The following is a 15,688-nucleotide window of genomic DNA, read 5'->3' as shown; positions in this document are numbered from 1 at the left end:
CACATCTCTGTTGTGTATGGCTTGTGACTTTTGGTACCGCCGACAAGTCTTTTGAGCAGTGCGTTTATTTCAGCAGCACGTCGTATTGCGGGTTGAACTCATCAAATATGGGCAGCGCCGCCGCTCCTAGCGCGGCGGTATCGCTGCCGGTCATGCCGATACGCACCCTGTGAGCATCGCTATATCGACTGCGCACCGAGCGCAACAGGGGAGATAACCGCATAACGATCTTTTCCAGCAGCGGCTGCGGCATTAAACCGCCGATGATGACCGCTTCGGGATCGAATACGCATTCAAGAATATTGATTGCCTGGCGCGCCGCCGGCAATATCGATGTCACCCAGCGGTCAAAATCCGCCGCCGGCACCTGCAGCAAATCTTCCGGCAGCGCGGTAAGTGGGTTCAGCCCGCAGGCTTCCCAGGCCGTCTGCAAAGACAGGTAACGCTCCAGACAGCCGCGGTTGCCACAATAACATTGCCGACCGCCCGGTCGTACCACCATATGCCCCACTTCACCAGCGTTTTGGGCATGGCCACCGTAGACATGACCGTCGGTAAAAATCCCCGCCCCAAGACCGGTGCCCAAATAGAGATAGATAAACGAATCCAGCCGTTTCGCCACGCCGTGAAAGCGCTCACCAATAGCGGCCACCGTAGCATCATTCTCCAGGGTCACCGGCCAGCCGGTCGCGGCGGATAGCCGCCCGACGACATCCACATGTTCCCAGCCATGCAGCGTAGTTGGTCCTTTAGAAGAGAACCCCTCAACGCCAAACGGGCCGGGCATCACGATCCCAATACCGAGCATCCTGCGCCAATCAAGCGCCGTCTGCTGCTTTATGTCCAGCAGCTGTTGGGTAATCATTGCGAGTGTGGCGCCAGGATGGGGCTGTTGTATAAGGGTAAAGCGTCTTGCGCGCACCGTGCCAGAAAGGTCGACCAGTACGATCAGCAAACTTTGATGGTCAAGATGAATGCCGATAGAGTAAGCGCTGTCTGGATTCAACGTAACCGGAATCGCCGGCTGACCGCGCGCGCCGTCGCGCCGGGGCAAATGCGCGGATAAGATCCCCGCCTGCTGCAGCTCGCCGACGATATTGGAAACCGTTTGCGGCGTTAGCGCCGTCAAACGCGCCAGCTCTGCCCGAGTGAGTTCGCCGTTCAGGCGAATAGCCTCAATAACGACTCGCCTATTGTGAGCCTTGGCGTGTTCGAGATTCGTACCCGAGGTTCTCATAGTCCTTTTCCACCCATCATCCTGATAGCAGTATGCGGGAGAAAAAAAAGTTCAATCAAATTGATTTATCAAACGAACAAAAGCTGTTCAAAATGGTTATCTCATTCCGGTTTCCCGGCCTAGTTGACTGATTATAAAGCAGATCATCCGACGCCTATTAAAGCAATAAAATTGATTTAATAATGTCGATACCGCACCCTTATTACGGTGGCGTCGGTGGATCGGGTTGGTCAAGTGAGCCAATGAACCAGGTGTGCTGATTGGTGAACACCTGTCTCATAAGAGACAAGAAAAAAGCCCTCTGCGCTGGCAGAGGGCTCGTTGATAACGCCTGCCGCCCCGACCTTAGCCGTGACAACTGCGTGCTTCTGAGGCAACAAAAAAGCCACCCGGCTTGCGCCTCGGGCTCATTGATAGCGCCTGCCGCCCCGACCTTAGCCGTGACAACTGCGTGCTTCTGAGGCAACAAAAAAGCCACCCGGCTTGCGCCTCGGGCTCATTGATAGCGCCTGCCGCCCCGGCCTTGGCCGTGACAACCACGTGCCTCGGAGGCAACAAAAAAGCCACCCGGCTTGCGCCTCGGGCTCATTGATAGCGCCTGCCGCCCCGGCCTTGGCCGTGACAACCGCGTGCCTCGGAGGCAAGAAAAAAGCCCTCTGCGTTAGCAGAGGGCTTCTTAAATGGATGCCTGGCAGTTCCCTACTCTCGCATGGGGAGACCCCACACTACCATCGGCGCTACGGCGTTTCACTTCTGAGTTCGGCATGGGGTCAGGTGGGACCACCGCGCTAGTGCCGCCAGGCAAATTCTTTCAGCCGAACTCGTACCGTTTAATGACTGGTGCTGATACCCAGAGTCGAACTGGGGACCTCACCCTTACCAAGGGTGCGCTCTACCAACTGAGCCATATCAGCATGCTTCTTTTCGTCAAAGCGGGCTTACCCGTTGGGACGTAATGGATGCCTGGCAGTTCCCTACTCTCGCATGGGGAGACCCCACACTACCATCGGCGCTACGGCGTTTCACTTCTGAGTTCGGCATGGGGTCAGGTGGGACCACCGCGCTAGTGCCGCCAGGCAAATTCGTTGTCCGCACCGCTTTCGCCGTGCAGAAGGCTCTTGCTGCCCGACCCTCACTCACGTGACCGTCGGGCGTTATCCGGAACATCGCTGATAATGTCTTGTCTCTTGCGCACGCTGCACGCCCTGCCGCCGCACCGGGGTCGGTGTGGCTTATGCCTTTCGCGGCCATATCTGGCCTGCGGTTGGCGCGGGTGTCGGCGGTGTCATCCGCCTGCGCTTTGAGCGTCAACGTTCGCTTTCGCTCTCGTCTCACGCTCGCTCTCAAACAGCTCAGGTGTTGTAAGGTTAAGTCTCACGGGTCATTAGTATCGGTTAGCTCAACGCCTCGCAGCGCTTACACACCCGACCTATCAACGTCATCGTCTTTAACGTCCCTTCAGGAGGCTCTAGGCCTCAGGGAAGACTCATCTCGAGGCAAGTTTCCCGCTTAGATGCTTTCAGCGGTTATCTCTTCCGCACGTAGCTACCGGGCAATGCCATTGGCATGACAACCCGAACACCAGTGGTGCGTCCACTCCGGTCCTCTCGTACTAGGAGCAGCCCCTCTCAATCTTCCAGCGCCCACGGCAGATAGGGACCGAACTGTCTCACGACGTTCTAAACCCAGCTCGCGTACCACTTTAAATGGCGAACAGCCATACCCTTGGGACCTACTTCAGCCCCAGGATGTGATGAGCCGACATCGAGGTGCCAAACACCGCCGTCGATATGAACTCTTGGGCGGTATCAGCCTGTTATCCCCGGAGTACTTTATCCGTTGAGCGATGGCCCTTCCATTCAGAACCACCGGATCACTAAGACCTGCTTTCGCACCTGCTCGAGCCGTCACTCTCGCAGTCAAGCTAGCTTATGCCTTTGCACTAACCTCACGATGTCCGACCGTGATTAGCTAACCTTCGTGCTCTCCGTTACACTTTGGGAGGAGACCGCCCCAGTCAAACTACCCACCAGACACTGTCCTCGGCCCGGATAACGGGCCTGAGTGAGAACATCAAACATTAAAGGGTGGTATTTCAAGGTTGGCTCCATGCAGACTGGCGTCCACACTTCAAAGCCTCCCACCTATCCTACACATCAAGGCTCAATGTTCAGTGTCAAGCTATAGTAAAGGTTCACGGGGTCTTTCCGTCTTGCCGCGGGTACACCGCATCTTCACGGCGAGTTCAATTTCACTGAGTCTCGGGTGGAGACAGCCTGGCCATCATTACGCCATTCGTGCAGGTCGGAACTTACCCGACAAGGAATTTCGTACCTTAGGACCGTTATAGTTACGGCCGCCGTTTACCGGGGCTTCGATCAAGAGCTTCTCGCAAGCGATAACCCCATCAATTAACCTTCCGGCACCGGGCAGGCGTCACACCGTATACGTCCACTTTCGTGTTTGCACAGTGCTGTGTTTTTAATAAACAGTTGCAGCCAGCTGGTATCTGCGACTGGCTTCAGCTCGGGGCGCAAGGCCCTCCACCTACATGCCAGCGTGCCTTCTCCCGAAGTTACGGCACCATTTTGCCTAGTTCCTTCACCCGAGTTCTCTCAAGCGCCTGGGTATTCTCTACCTGACCACCTGTGTCGGTTTGGGGTACGATTCGATGTGACCTGGAGCTTAGAGGCTTTTCCTGGAAGCGTAGCATCAATTCCTTCACCACCGTAGTGGCTCGTCATCACGCCTCAGTGTTGAGAATGAGCGGATTTGCCTGCTCATTCCACCTTCACGCTTGAACCGGGACAACCGTCGCCCGGCGAACCTAGCTTTCTCCGTCCCCCTTCGCAGTCACACCCAGTACAGGAATATTAACCTGTTTCCCATCGACTACGCCTTTCGGCCTCGCCTTAGGGGTCGACTCACCCTGCTCCGATTAACGTTGAACAGGAACCCTTGGTCTTCCGGCGAGCGGGCTTTTCACCCGCTTTATCGTTACTTATGTCAGCATTCGCACTTCTGATACCTCCAGCAGCCCTCACAGGCCACCTTCGCAGGCTTACAGAACGCTCCCCTACCCAACAACACTTACGTGTCGCTGCCGCAGCTTCGGTGCATGGTTTAGCCCCGTTACATCTTCCGCGCAGGCCGACTCGACCAGTGAGCTATTACGCTTTCTTTAAATGATGGCTGCTTCTAAGCCAACATCCTGGCTGTCTGGGCCTTCCCACATCGTTTCCCACTTAACCATGACTTTGGGACCTTAGCTGGCGGTCTGGGTTGTTTCCCTCTTCACGACGGACGTTAGCACCCGCCGTGTGTCTCCCGTGATTACATTCTACGGTATTCGCAGTTTGCATCGGGTTGGTAATCCGGGATGGACCCCTAGCCGAAACAGTGCTCTACCCCCGTAGATGACGTCACGAGGCGCTACCTAAATAGCTTTCGGGGAGAACCAGCTATCTCCCGGTTTGATTGGCCTTTCACCCCCAGCCACAAGTCATCCGCTAATTTTTCAACATTAGTCGGTTCGGTCCTCCAGTTAGTGTTACCCAACCTTCAACCTGCCCATGGCTAGATCACCGGGTTTCGGGTCTATACCCTGCAACTAGACGCCCAGTTAAGACTCGGTTTCCCTGCGGCTCCCCTATACGGTTAACCTTGCTACAGAATATAAGTCGCTGACCCATTATACAAAAGGTACGCAGTCACACCCCGAAGGATGCTCCCACTGCTTGTACGTACACGGTTTCAGGTTCTATTTCACTCCCCTCGCCGGGGTTCTTTTCGCCTTTCCCTCACGGTACTGGTTCACTATCGGTCAGTCAGGAGTATTTAGCCTTGGAGGATGGTCCCCCCATCTTCAGACAGGATATCACGTGTCCCGCCCTACTCATCGAGCTCACAACAAGCGCACCTTCGGATACGGGGCTATCACCCTCTGTCGCCGGACTTTCCAGACCGTTCTCCTGATGCGCAAGCTGATGATGGCTCTGGGCTGTTCCCCGTTCGCTCGCCGCTACTGGGGGAATCTCGGTTGATTTCTTTTCCTCAGGGTACTGAGATGTTTCAGTTCCCCTGGTTCGCTTCGTTAAGCTATGGATTCACTTAACGATGATGCAACGAGTTGCACCGGGTTTCCCCATTCGGACATCGCCGGCTGATAACGCTTCATATCAGCTCACCGGCGCTTTTCGCAGATTAGCACGTCCTTCATCGCCTCTGACTGCCTAGGCATCCACCGTGTACGCTTAGTCACTTAACCTCACAACCCTGAGCTGTCTCAGGTTTGCTTACTTCGTTTGAGAGACTCGCATACTGAGTTTGCACTTCAGCATGTGTTTCAAATTTTCAGCTTGTTCCGGATTGTTAAAGAGCGGTATTTCGCAGCGCGCTCGATAAACGCGCTCTGAAATAAGTCAACGACAGAAAAACCTCTCATCCCACAGGATGACAAAAACATTCCATGACGGAATGGTGGAGCTAAGCGGGATCGAACCGCTGACCTCCTGCGTGCAAAGCAGGCGCTCTCCCAGCTGAGCTATAGCCCCAAGTCGTTCACCTTGCATATGCCGTCGGTCACCCGCGCTGAGTCCGCCTACCTGCGTGCACAGGTAATGCCTCGTTCATCACAGTCAGTAAACAGGACGACAGCCAGTCTCCCTTTTCGCCGCATGCCGGACACCGCCTGACACGCTTGCCTGGCGGCAACACGCTGCGGTCTCATTCATCGGGATAAGCGGAACTGGTAGGCCTGAGTGGACTTGAACCACCGACCTCACCCTTATCAGGGGTGCGCTCTAACCACCTGAGCTACAAGCCTATAGAAGGTTTTTCTTGCTCGTTACAGTTATCAGACAATCTGTGTGGACACGTCACTTGAACGTATCGTCTGGTAAGGAGGTATCCAACCGCAGGTTCCCCTACGGTTACCTTGTTACGACTTCACCCCAGTCATGAATCACAAAGTGGTAAGCGCCCTCCCGAAGGTTAAGCTACCTACTTCTTTTGCAACCCACTCCCATGGTGTGACGGGCGGTGTGTACAAGGCCCGGGAACGTATTCACCGTGGCATTCTGATCCACGATTACTAGCGATTCCGACTTCATGGAGTCGAGTTGCAGACTCCAATCCGGACTACGACGCACTTTATGAGGTCCGCTGACTCTCGCGAGATCGCTTCTCTTTGAATGCGCCATTGTAGCACGTGTGTAGCCCTACTCGTAAGGGCCATGATGACTTGACGTCATCCCCACCTTCCTCCGGTTTATCACCGGCAGTCTCCTTTGAGTTCCCGACCGAATCGCTGGCAACAAAGGATAAGGGTTGCGCTCGTTGCGGGACTTAACCCAACATTTCACAACACGAGCTGACGACAGCCATGCAGCACCTGTCTCAGAGCTCCCGAAGGCACCAAGGCATCTCTGCCAAGTTCTCTGGATGTCAAGAGTAGGTAAGGTTCTTCGCGTTGCATCGAATTAAACCACATGCTCCACCGCTTGTGCGGGCCCCCGTCAATTCATTTGAGTTTTAACCTTGCGGCCGTACTCCCCAGGCGGTCGATTTAACGCGTTAGCTCCGAAAGCCACGGCTCAAGGCCACAACCTTCAAATCGACATCGTTTACAGCGTGGACTACCAGGGTATCTAATCCTGTTTGCTCCCCACGCTTTCGTACCTGAGCGTCAGTCTTCGTCCAGGGGGCCGCCTTCGCCACCGGTATTCCTCCAGATCTCTACGCATTTCACCGCTACACCTGGAATTCTACCCCCCTCTACGAGACTCTAGCCTGCCAGTTTCAAATGCAGTTCCCAGGTTGAGCCCGGGGATTTCACATCTGACTTAACAGACCGCCTGCGTACGCTTTACGCCCAGTAATTCCGATTAACGCTCGCACCCTCCGTATTACCGCGGCTGCTGGCACGGAGTTAGCCGGTGCTCTTCTGCGGGTAACGTCAATCGATGGCGCTATTTACGCCATCGCCTTCCTCCCCGCTGAAAGTGCTTTACAACCCGAAGGCCTTCTTCACACACGCGGCATGGCTGCATCAGGGTTTCCCCCATTGTGCAATATTCCCCACTGCTGCCTCCCGTAGGAGTCTGGACCGTGTCTCAGTTCCATGTGGCTGGTCATCCTCTCAGACCAGCTAGGGATCGTCGCCTAGGTGAGCCATTACCCCACCTACTAGCTAATCCCATCTGGGTTCATCCGATGGTGTGAGGCCGAGGTCCCCCACTTTGGTCTTGCGACGTTATGCGGTATTAGCTACCGTTTCCAGTAGTTATCCCCCTCCATCGGGCAGATCCCCAGACATTACTCACCCGTCCGCCGCTCGCCGGCAAAGAAGCAAGCTTCTTTCCGCTGCCGCTCGACTTGCATGTGTTAGGCCTGCCGCCAGCGTTCAATCTGAGCCATGATCAAACTCTTCAATTAAAAGCTTGATGCTCAAAGAATTAAAACTGGTATTCTATGAATATTCGTTGTTCACTCTTCAAGACTTGATATTTCGTGTATCGATATCGTCTTGTGAGTGCCCACACAGATTGTCTGATAAATTGTTAAAGAGCGCTGCGCTGCCGTCATCGGGCTGGCGCGAGGTGGCGTATATTACGCCTTCCTCATTCAGTGTCAAGCCGTTTCGCCTGTTTCTGAACCCTCCCGTTCACTGTGATGATATTCACATGACCGGTCGATGGAGGCGCATTATAGGGATCCGAATTTATTGCACAAGCCTTTTTTGATCTTTTGCCGCTGACTGTTTATTTTTCATCCCTTCCGCTTTGATCTTAAGCGATCGTCTGCGCAAAAACGGCACATGACGGACGAGGAAGGTTGTCACAAACGCTTTTAAGACGATACAGTCTGTTCAGTAGCCCACACAAGGATCCTTATCATGCCTCAGCACGTTGGACCGCTGCGTCCTTACCGAGACACCTCCCCTCAACTCGGCGAGCGGATCATGATCGATCCCAGCAGCGTGGTCATCGGTCATGTCACCCTTGGCGACGATGTCAGTATTTGGCCGCTGGTCGCTATTCGTGGCGACGTCAACCGCGTGCATGTCGGCGCGCGCACCAATATTCAGGACGGCTGCGTATTACACGTGACCCATTGCTCCGAGCGCAACCCGGCGGGACATCCCCTGGTTATCGGTGATGAGGTCACGGTGGGGCATAAAGCCATGTTGCATGGCTGCACTATCGGCAATCGTGTCCTGATTGGAATGGGAAGCATTATTCTGGATGGCGCCGTCATCGAAGATGAGGTCGTCATTGGCGCCGGAAGCCTGGTGGCGTCCGGTAAACGCCTACATAGCGGCTATCTCTATTTTGGCAGTCCGGCTCGGCGGGTCCGTCGCCTGACGCCCGCGGAAATCGATAATCTCATTTACTCGGCCAATAATTATGTCCAGTGGAAGGATGACTATCTGAACCAGACGGATAAACAGCGGCCGCCTGTAGAAGAACGTTAAATTTATGATTATCGCGCAACCTGGTTTTTTATCGGCGGAGCTTTTGGGATACCGCTTCTGGCCTTAAAAAACGCTTTCCTGCTCCAAACAATGGGCATATACCCTCGTTTCAGGATAAGCAGTATCGGCCGTCAATATCCATCCCCTGAGCGATAAGCGACTCCATTGCATCCTCGACGTCCAGGCGATGCTGACGAAAGAGCGCCAGAGGATGGGACTCAGCAGCCGCGGACGAAAAGCGGCTATACAACCAGCCCGCGCTGACTTGGCACTCCGCGCGCATCCCACCTACCAGCGCTGGAAAGCACACGCTTTGACGCTCGGCATCCCATTGCTCCAGATCCGGGAAATGTATCGCCTGGTTCATGCAGCCAGCTCCGCGCGCAGGGTTTCCAGCACCGGCAAAACCGAGGGCAATACGCCATGCCATAGGAAGAAGGCCGACGCCGCCTGGCCCACCAGCATGCCGAGCCCATCGGCGCAGTGCAGCGCACCGTGCCGGCGACACCAGGCGATGAACGGCGTTTCGCCTTGTTGATAAAACATATCGTAGCAGCAGACCGCAGGCGTAATGACGGAGGCCGGCAGCGGCGGGATCCCCCCCTGCACCCCGGTGGATGTCGCGTTAATGATCAGGTCGTAATCCGGCGTGCCGAGGCGCTCCAGCGGCAGCGCACTGATATCGCCGACGTGATGGTAAAATTCCACCAGCTCTTGTGCGCGGGGGAAAGTGCGGTTGGTCAGCACCACTTTGCAGCCGTAGGCCAGCAGCGGCAAGATACCCCCCCGCGCCGCGCCGCCGGCGCCCACTAACAGCACCCGGCTGTCTTGGCGCAATAGAGCGAGACGCTGCAAATCGCTGACCAACCCAATGCCGTCGGTGTTGTCCCCCAGTAATGCGCCATCCGGTAGTTTCTTGATGGTATTCACCGCCCCGGCCAAAGACCCGCGCTCGGTGAGCTGATCGCACAACGAAAACGCACGTTCTTTAAACGGCAGGGTAATGTTCGCCCCTAATCCTCCCGCGTCGAAAAACTGCCGCAGCGTTTGCTCAAAACCGTCCAGCGGCGCTAACACGCGGCCATAAGGGTGGGCTAAACCGGTTTCGGCGGCAAAGAGCGCATGAATGCGCGGTGACCGACTATGGTTAATCGGATTACCAAAAACGGCATAGGTATCCATGGTGTCACTCCGGTGATAGTCAGCCCTGGCGAATTAATTCGCCGCTTAGGGCATCGCGAATTTCAGAAGGATTGCGCCGCCCCTCCACCGCTTGGTCCAGTACCGGAAAAGCGGCGCCTAATTGCTCACGCACTTCGCCGGCGGTACGCGCCGGCGGCAGCCCGGTCAAATTAGCGCTAGTGGACACCAGCGGCTTGCCGAAAGCTAGGCAAAGACGCCGCACCGGTTCAAATGCGCTGACGCGTACCGCCAGTGATGCGTATTGCCCCGTTAACCAACGCGGTGTTGTGGGGCGGGCCGGTACCACCCAAGTAACGGGGCCCGGCCAACAGGCGAACATCCGCTCCCGCGCGGCATTATCCAACGCGCTGTCGTCAATATAATCCGTGAGCTGGGCGTAATGCGCGGCAACCAGGATCAACCCTTTTTGCCACGGGCGCTGTTTTAGCTTAAGCAGCGCCTGAACCGCGCTTTCGCTGTCCGGATCGCAGCCTAACCCGAACACGGCCTCTGTCGGATAAGCGATAACCTGCTGCTGGCGCAGCGCCGTCACTACATTTGTCAGGTCAGGCAAGAGAGTTTCATTCTTCATTATCGTTTGTCGCTACCGGCCTGCCGCAGCCTTTATCGGCACAAAACCGCTTTGCGCCGCGGGCGGTATTTTTCTCCATTAACAGCGGGAAATGGCAATACGCGCATTCCCCCGCCACGGGCTGATTATTCAATGCATATTTACAGGCGGGATACCGATCGCAGGCGTAAAAACTTTTACCAAAGCGCGAGGTCCGTTGCACAAGTTTGCCGGTGCGGCATTGGGGACAGGTAAATGCCGTAGCGTCAGCTACCGCCGTGGGCGCAATATGGCCGCATTCGGGATAGTTCGAGCAGCCGATAAACATACCGAAGCGCCCCTGACGCAATACCAGCGTTGATTGGCATTCCGGGCAAAGCTGTCCTTCGAGCACTTTCACTACATGCCCGTCGCCCTGGGGCTTTAGGGAGCGAATATAGTCGCATTGCGGGTAATGAGAACAGCCCAGAAAGGGGCCATGCTGTCCAGAACGAATAACAAGCTCTGCCCCGCATTGGGGGCAGGATGCCGTGTGCTTCGCGGAAAAAAGCGCAGCTTTGGTCATAGCGTTACGTCATCTTTAATGCATCAATGCAGACGCTGTTCGTCTTCTTCAAAAACCAGATCTTCCATTTGCTGATAGGCATTTTCACAGCCTGGAATATTAAACAGCACCATAAGAATAACCCACTTCAGATCTTCTAAATCAAATTCCGCCGCGTCCAACGCCATCACACGATCGATAACCATTTCGCGGGTTTCAAGGTTCAACACCTGAATCTGTTCAAGAAATAATAAGAAACCACGACAGTCGGTATCCAGGAACTGACTCTCTTCATCAGTGTAGATACGCATGGCAAGCGGATCGGCATTCAGCGCAAAAGCTCTGCCCTGCCCGTCCTGCAAATCAGCCAATTTCTCCAGCCAGTTTAACGCATTATAAATATCGTCCTGATGAAAGCCCGCTCGGGTAAGGTCATCGGTCAATTTATCCTGATCCACGCGCATTTCGACTTCATTGTGGATGTAGGTTTCAAACAAATACATTAGTACGTCGAACATGGCCTGCCCTCCTTAATCGGACATAGCCGCCGGGTACAACTGCGATCCATCCTGCTAACTCCAGTTCGAGCAGTTTCACCACCACCTCTGGCACAGGTTGGCCGGCACGTTCAGCGACGACGTCAACAGGTGTAACCTCATCCCCTACGTTAGCCAACACATCGGCAAATGGCAATTTAACTTCGCATTCTGGTGCAGAAATAATTTCCGTCTTATTCGACGCCAGCCATTTTAAGTCACTGCACAGGTGTTCAAATATCTCCTCCGGGCGGCTAATAAGCGTCGCGCCCTGCTGGATAAGCCAATGGGTACCGGCGCTGGACGGGCTGCCCAGCGGGCCTGGCAAGGCAAAGATCTCTCGTCCCTGATCCAGCGCACAGCGCGCCGTGACCAGCGAACCGCTTTTTATTGCCGCCTCAACCACCAATACCCCCAGGCTTAACCCGCTTATCAAACGGTTACGAAAGGGAAAATGCATCGCCAGCGGCGGCGCATGGGGCAAAAACTCCGATATCAGCGCGCCTTCTTGCGCGACAATTTCGGCGGCCAACCGGCGATGCTGGCGCGGATAGCCGTAACCGATCCCACAGCCCAACACCGCCACGGTCTTTCCCCCAGCGGCCAGCGCGGCGCGGTGGCAAACGCCATCGATACCGAGCGCCAGACCGCTGGTGATTGTCAGGCCGGCAGCCGCGAGCTGGCTGGCGAAATAATCACCCCACTGTTTACCGTATAAGCTGCATTGCCGGCTACCGACCATCGCCAGCTGTTGCGTGTCCAGACAGGCAGGATCCCCTGCGATAAAGAGCGCCGGCGGCGGGCAGTCGAGGGCGGCGAGGCGGCGGGGATAACGTGCATCGTTGATAGCAAGCAAATGGTGACCCGGTTGCGCCAACCAGCGGCGCGCATTCTCCAATTCGCTTGGCGAACAGCGACGATAGCGCTGGTGCTGTCGCGGGGTTAAAACCGCATTTAACAGCGCTTGCGGGTCCAGCGGCGCCGAATCCGCCGTTTTGGCTAGATATTCTCTGGCCCGAGCGCCGTTTACCCCCTTTACCGCCGCCATGCGCAGCCATATTTCGCTCAACGGCATTTCCCCTCCTTCCCTGACTTGGCGACCGGCCAACGCCGGGACATTTCCCGTCCAATGCTGTCAATCAGCCCCGGAAATGTCTAGAATAAGGGTAAATATCGTTTTCATACTCAGATGCAGATTCAGACCACTATGTCATTATTGCAGGTATTACATTATCCCGACGAGCGGTTGCGCAAAGTCGCCAAACCTGTCGCCGACGTCAATGACGCCATCCGCCGCATCGTGGATGATATGTTTGAGACGATGTACGCCGAGGAGGGGATCGGCCTGGCCGCCACCCAGGTTGATATCCACCAGCGGATCATCGTTATTGATGTCTCGGAAAACCGCGATCAGCGCCTGGTGCTGATCAATCCCGAACTGCTGGAAAAAAGCGGCGAGACCGGTATTGATGAAGGCTGTCTGTCGATTCCCGATCAGCGAGGCTTCGTACCGCGGGCGGAGAAGGTGAAAGTGCGGGCGCTGGATCGCGACGGTAACAGCTTCGAGCTGGAGGCGGACGATCTGCTGGCAATCTGTATCCAGCACGAGATGGATCATCTGGTCGGCAAGCTGTTTGTTGATTATCTCTCGCCGCTAAAACGTCAGCGCATTCGTCAAAAAATGGAAAAACTGGCGCGTATGACCGCGCGGGCGGAAAAGTAACCCAAACGCCATAGGAATCATCGTGTCCGACTCTTTACGTATTATCTTCGCCGGTACGCCGGATTTTGCCGCGCGCCATTTGGACGCGCTGATTCGCGCCCAACATCAGGTGGTCGGCGTTTTCACCCAGCCGGACCGGCCCGCCGGACGCGGCAACCGATTGACGCCCAGCCCGGTCAAGCAGTTGGCGGAGCGGCATAGCCTCCCGGTATTTCAACCTTCTTCGCTGCGCAAACCCGAAGGGCAAGGGTGGGTGGCGGCCCTGAAGGCGGATATCATGGTGGTGGTGGCCTATGGCCTGATCCTGCCTCAGGCGGTCCTGGACCTGCCGCGCCTTGGCTGCATTAACGTTCATGGGTCGCTATTACCGCGATGGCGCGGGGCGGCACCGATTCAGCGAGCATTATGGGCCGGCGACGACCGAACCGGCGTAACGATTATGCAGATGGATGCCGGCCTCGATACCGGCGCCATGCTGCATAAGGCTACCTGTGCTATTGAGCCCAACGACACCAGTGCCTCGCTGTATGACAAATTGGCGCAAATCGGGCCGGACGCCCTACTGTCCACGCTTGAGCAGCTTGCCGCCGGCCGCGCCGCAGCCGAGCCACAAGACAACGCGCTCGCGACCTATGCGGACAAACTCAGCAAAGACGAAGCCCGGCTCGACTGGTGCCTGCCCGCGGCGCAGCTTGAGCGCTGTATCCGCGCCTTCAACCCCTGGCCCATCAGCTATTTTCCGCTGTCGGGGCAGCCAATCAAAGTTTGGGCCGCAAGCGTAGACGCCCGGCAGACGGCGTCATGTGCGCCAGGCACGATTGTGGCCGCGGACAAGGCCGGCATTCACATCGCCACCGGCCAGGGCATGCTAACGCTCACGCAGTTGCAGCCGGCGGGTAAAAAGGCGATGCCGGTTCAGGATTTACTCAATTCACGCCGCGAATGGTTTATTCCCGGTACGCTTCTGGATTAATCTTCACCTGAAGGGTGAGCCGGCGGCGTTGGCCACCGGTTATATGGCGAGAGCCTCCATGGCCCGGTCTGCTATGAAAACACACTATAATCTTCGCGTTATCGCCGCCAAGGCAGTAGCGCAGGTGCTGGACCAAGGCCAGTCCCTCGGCGCCCTGTTGCCGCCGTTACAGGCGTCCTTGAACGAAAAGGACCGTGCGCTGCTGCAGGAGCTCTGTTTCGGCATTATGCGCGTCCTGCCGCAGTTGGAATGGATCCTGCGCCAGCTGATGGAAAAACCGTTGACCGGTAAACAGCGGCCGGTTCATTACCTGCTCATGGTCGGTTTGTATCAGTTGATCTACACCCGCATCCCTGCCCATGCCGCGCTGGCGGAGACGGTAGAGGGCGCTGTGGCGCTGAAACGGCCGCAGCTCAAAGGGTTGATTAACGGCGTGTTGCGCCAGTTCCAACGCCAGCAGGCAGCGTTGCTGGCCGAGGCCGCGCAACTGGACATCCGCCACCTGCATCCTTCCTGGCTGCAAAAACGGATCCTGGCCGCCTGGCCGGCGCAGTATGCGCAGATCATCGACGCCAACAACCAACGGCCGCCGATGTGGCTGCGGGTCAACCGCCGGCACCACAGCCGTGACGCCTATCTGGCGCTGCTGGCCGATGCGGCTATTGCCGCCGTCGCGCACCCGCAGTTGCCCGACGCCATCAGGCTGGAGGTACCGTGCAACGTCGGCCTCCTGCCCGGCTTCGATCGGGGCTGGGTAACGGTGCAGGATGCATCGGCACAGGGCTGCGCCTTGCTGCTGGCACCGCAGGACGGCGAGACCATCCTTGATCTGTGCGCCGCTCCCGGCGGCAAGACCACCCATCTTTTGGAGATCGCGCCCGCGGCGCGAGTCACCGCGGTGGATGTGGACGGGCAGCGCGCGGCACGAATCCATGACAATCTGCAGCGGCTTGGCATGCAGGCGGAGATCATCATTGGCGACGGGCGTACGCCGGAAGACTGGTGCGATAATCGGCTTTTCGATCGCATTCTGCTGGATGCGCCCTGCTCCGCGACGGGCGTTATACGCCGGCATCCAGATATCAAATGGCTGCGCCGCGACGGGGATATCGCCGAGCTGGCCGAACTGCAGCGGCAGATCCTGCACGCCGCCTGGCGGATCCTAAAGCCCGGCGGCACGTTGCTGTATGCCACCTGTTCAATTCTGCCGGAGGAAAACCGCGGCCAAATCGCCGCTTTTCTCGCCGGCCATCCTGACGCCCGGTTGCAGGAAACGGGCGATGCCGCCGCTCCCGGGATGCAATGCTTACCGTCGCCGGCGTCGGGCGATGGTTTCTTTTACGCTAAGATGATAAAAGGGACGCAGGCCCCCTGACGGCATGCATAATAACAGGAGCGTGCGCCCGCTAACGGCGCGCTTGATAACAGGTGCCCCCGCCCGCTAACGG

11 protein-coding genes, 3 tRNA genes and 4 rRNA genes are annotated in these 15,688 nt (G+C 56.7%); 4 read left to right on the top strand and 14 right to left on the bottom strand.

The window, feature by feature from the left end; all coding sequences use genetic code 11:
- Window positions 1-64 precede the first annotated feature (64 nt).
- The 8 genes from SANT_RS02410 to SANT_RS02375 form a co-directional block, all read right to left on the bottom strand.
- Window positions 65-1,237, bottom strand: coding sequence for an ROK family transcriptional regulator (locus tag SANT_RS02410; protein WP_025420710.1), 1,173 nt, complete (start codon window positions 1,235-1,237; stop codon window positions 65-67).
- 686 nt (window positions 1,238-1,923) lie between these two features.
- Window positions 1,924-2,039: ribosomal RNA gene (gene rrf / locus SANT_RS02405) — 5S ribosomal RNA — on the bottom strand.
- A gap of 36 nt (window positions 2,040-2,075) precedes the next feature.
- A tRNA-Thr gene (locus SANT_RS02400) sits at window positions 2,076-2,151 on the bottom strand.
- A 47-nt stretch (window positions 2,152-2,198) separates the two neighbouring features.
- A 5S ribosomal RNA gene (rrf, locus tag SANT_RS02395) occupies window positions 2,199-2,314 on the bottom strand.
- 286 nt (window positions 2,315-2,600) lie between these two features.
- Window positions 2,601-5,504: ribosomal RNA gene (locus SANT_RS02390) — 23S ribosomal RNA — on the bottom strand.
- Window positions 5,505-5,714: 210 nt separating this feature from the next.
- A tRNA-Ala gene (locus tag SANT_RS02385) sits at window positions 5,715-5,790 on the bottom strand.
- Window positions 5,791-5,985: 195 nt separating this feature from the next.
- A tRNA-Ile gene (locus SANT_RS02380) sits at window positions 5,986-6,062 on the bottom strand.
- 73 nt (window positions 6,063-6,135) lie between these two features.
- Window positions 6,136-7,672: ribosomal RNA gene (locus tag SANT_RS02375) — 16S ribosomal RNA — on the bottom strand.
- The 16S, 23S and 5S rRNA genes sit together here with 3 tRNA genes alongside, the layout of an rRNA operon.
- Window positions 7,673-8,132: 460 nt before the next feature.
- Here SANT_RS02375 and SANT_RS02370 point away from each other — a divergent pair.
- Window positions 8,133-8,711 (top strand): gamma carbonic anhydrase family protein, encoded by a 579-nt coding sequence (locus SANT_RS02370; protein WP_025420709.1) that lies wholly within the window; start codon window positions 8,133-8,135, stop codon window positions 8,709-8,711.
- A gap of 109 nt (window positions 8,712-8,820) precedes the next feature.
- Here the strand turns inward: SANT_RS02370 and SANT_RS02365 are convergent, their stop codons facing one another.
- From SANT_RS02365 to dprA, 6 genes are read right to left on the bottom strand one after another with little or no spacing between them, the layout of a single operon-like run.
- Window positions 8,821-9,078 carry a DUF1488 domain-containing protein gene (locus SANT_RS02365; RefSeq protein WP_025420708.1) on the bottom strand — a complete coding sequence of 86 codons (258 nt, stop codon included), beginning with the start codon at window positions 9,076-9,078 and terminating at the stop codon, window positions 8,821-8,823.
- Window positions 9,075-9,893 carry a shikimate dehydrogenase gene (aroE, locus tag SANT_RS02360; protein WP_025420707.1) on the bottom strand — a complete coding sequence of 273 codons (819 nt, stop codon included), beginning with the start codon at window positions 9,891-9,893 and terminating at the stop codon, window positions 9,075-9,077. The genes SANT_RS02365 and aroE overlap by 4 nt, the downstream gene beginning before the upstream one ends.
- Before the next feature lie 19 nt (window positions 9,894-9,912).
- Entirely contained in the window at window positions 9,913-10,485 is a 573-nt protein-coding gene (gene tsaC, locus SANT_RS02355; protein WP_025420706.1) for an L-threonylcarbamoyladenylate synthase type 1 TsaC, read from the bottom strand.
- Window positions 10,475-11,029 (bottom strand): topoisomerase DNA-binding C4 zinc finger domain-containing protein, encoded by a 555-nt coding sequence (locus SANT_RS02350; protein ID WP_025420705.1) that lies wholly within the window; start codon window positions 11,027-11,029, stop codon window positions 10,475-10,477. The genes tsaC and SANT_RS02350 overlap by 11 nt, the downstream gene beginning before the upstream one ends.
- A 23-nt stretch (window positions 11,030-11,052) precedes the next feature.
- Window positions 11,053-11,526, bottom strand: a complete 474-nt coding sequence (locus tag SANT_RS02345; protein ID WP_025420704.1) for a DUF494 family protein — start codon at window positions 11,524-11,526, stop codon at window positions 11,053-11,055.
- Window positions 11,498-12,619: a DNA-protecting protein DprA gene (gene dprA, locus SANT_RS02340; RefSeq protein WP_025420703.1), complete on the bottom strand. Its 1,122-nt coding sequence runs from the start codon at window positions 12,617-12,619 to the stop codon at window positions 11,498-11,500. Before dprA ends, SANT_RS02345 begins: the two co-directional genes overlap by 29 nt.
- Window positions 12,620-12,751: 132 nt before the next feature.
- Here dprA and def point away from each other — a divergent pair, with 132 nt between their 5' ends.
- From def to rsmB, 3 genes are all read left to right on the top strand, one after another.
- Window positions 12,752-13,267: a peptide deformylase gene (gene def / locus SANT_RS02335; RefSeq protein ID WP_025420702.1), complete on the top strand. Its 516-nt coding sequence runs from the start codon at window positions 12,752-12,754 to the stop codon at window positions 13,265-13,267.
- Window positions 13,268-13,289: 22 nt separating this feature from the next.
- Window positions 13,290-14,240 (top strand): methionyl-tRNA formyltransferase, encoded by a 951-nt coding sequence (fmt, locus tag SANT_RS02330; RefSeq protein ID WP_025420701.1) that lies wholly within the window; start codon window positions 13,290-13,292, stop codon window positions 14,238-14,240.
- A gap of 73 nt (window positions 14,241-14,313) precedes the next feature.
- Entirely contained in the window at window positions 14,314-15,615 is a 1,302-nt protein-coding gene (rsmB, locus tag SANT_RS02325; protein ID WP_025420700.1) for a 16S rRNA (cytosine(967)-C(5))-methyltransferase RsmB, read from the top strand.
- Window positions 15,616-15,688 lie beyond the last annotated feature (73 nt).

The sequence above is a fragment of the Sodalis praecaptivus genome, assembly GCF_000517425.1.
Lineage (GTDB): Bacteria > Pseudomonadota > Gammaproteobacteria > Enterobacterales > Enterobacteriaceae > Sodalis_A > Sodalis_A praecaptivus.
Note: the sequence above shows the minus strand (reverse complement) of the source record. Positions and strands in the feature narration are given on the sequence as shown.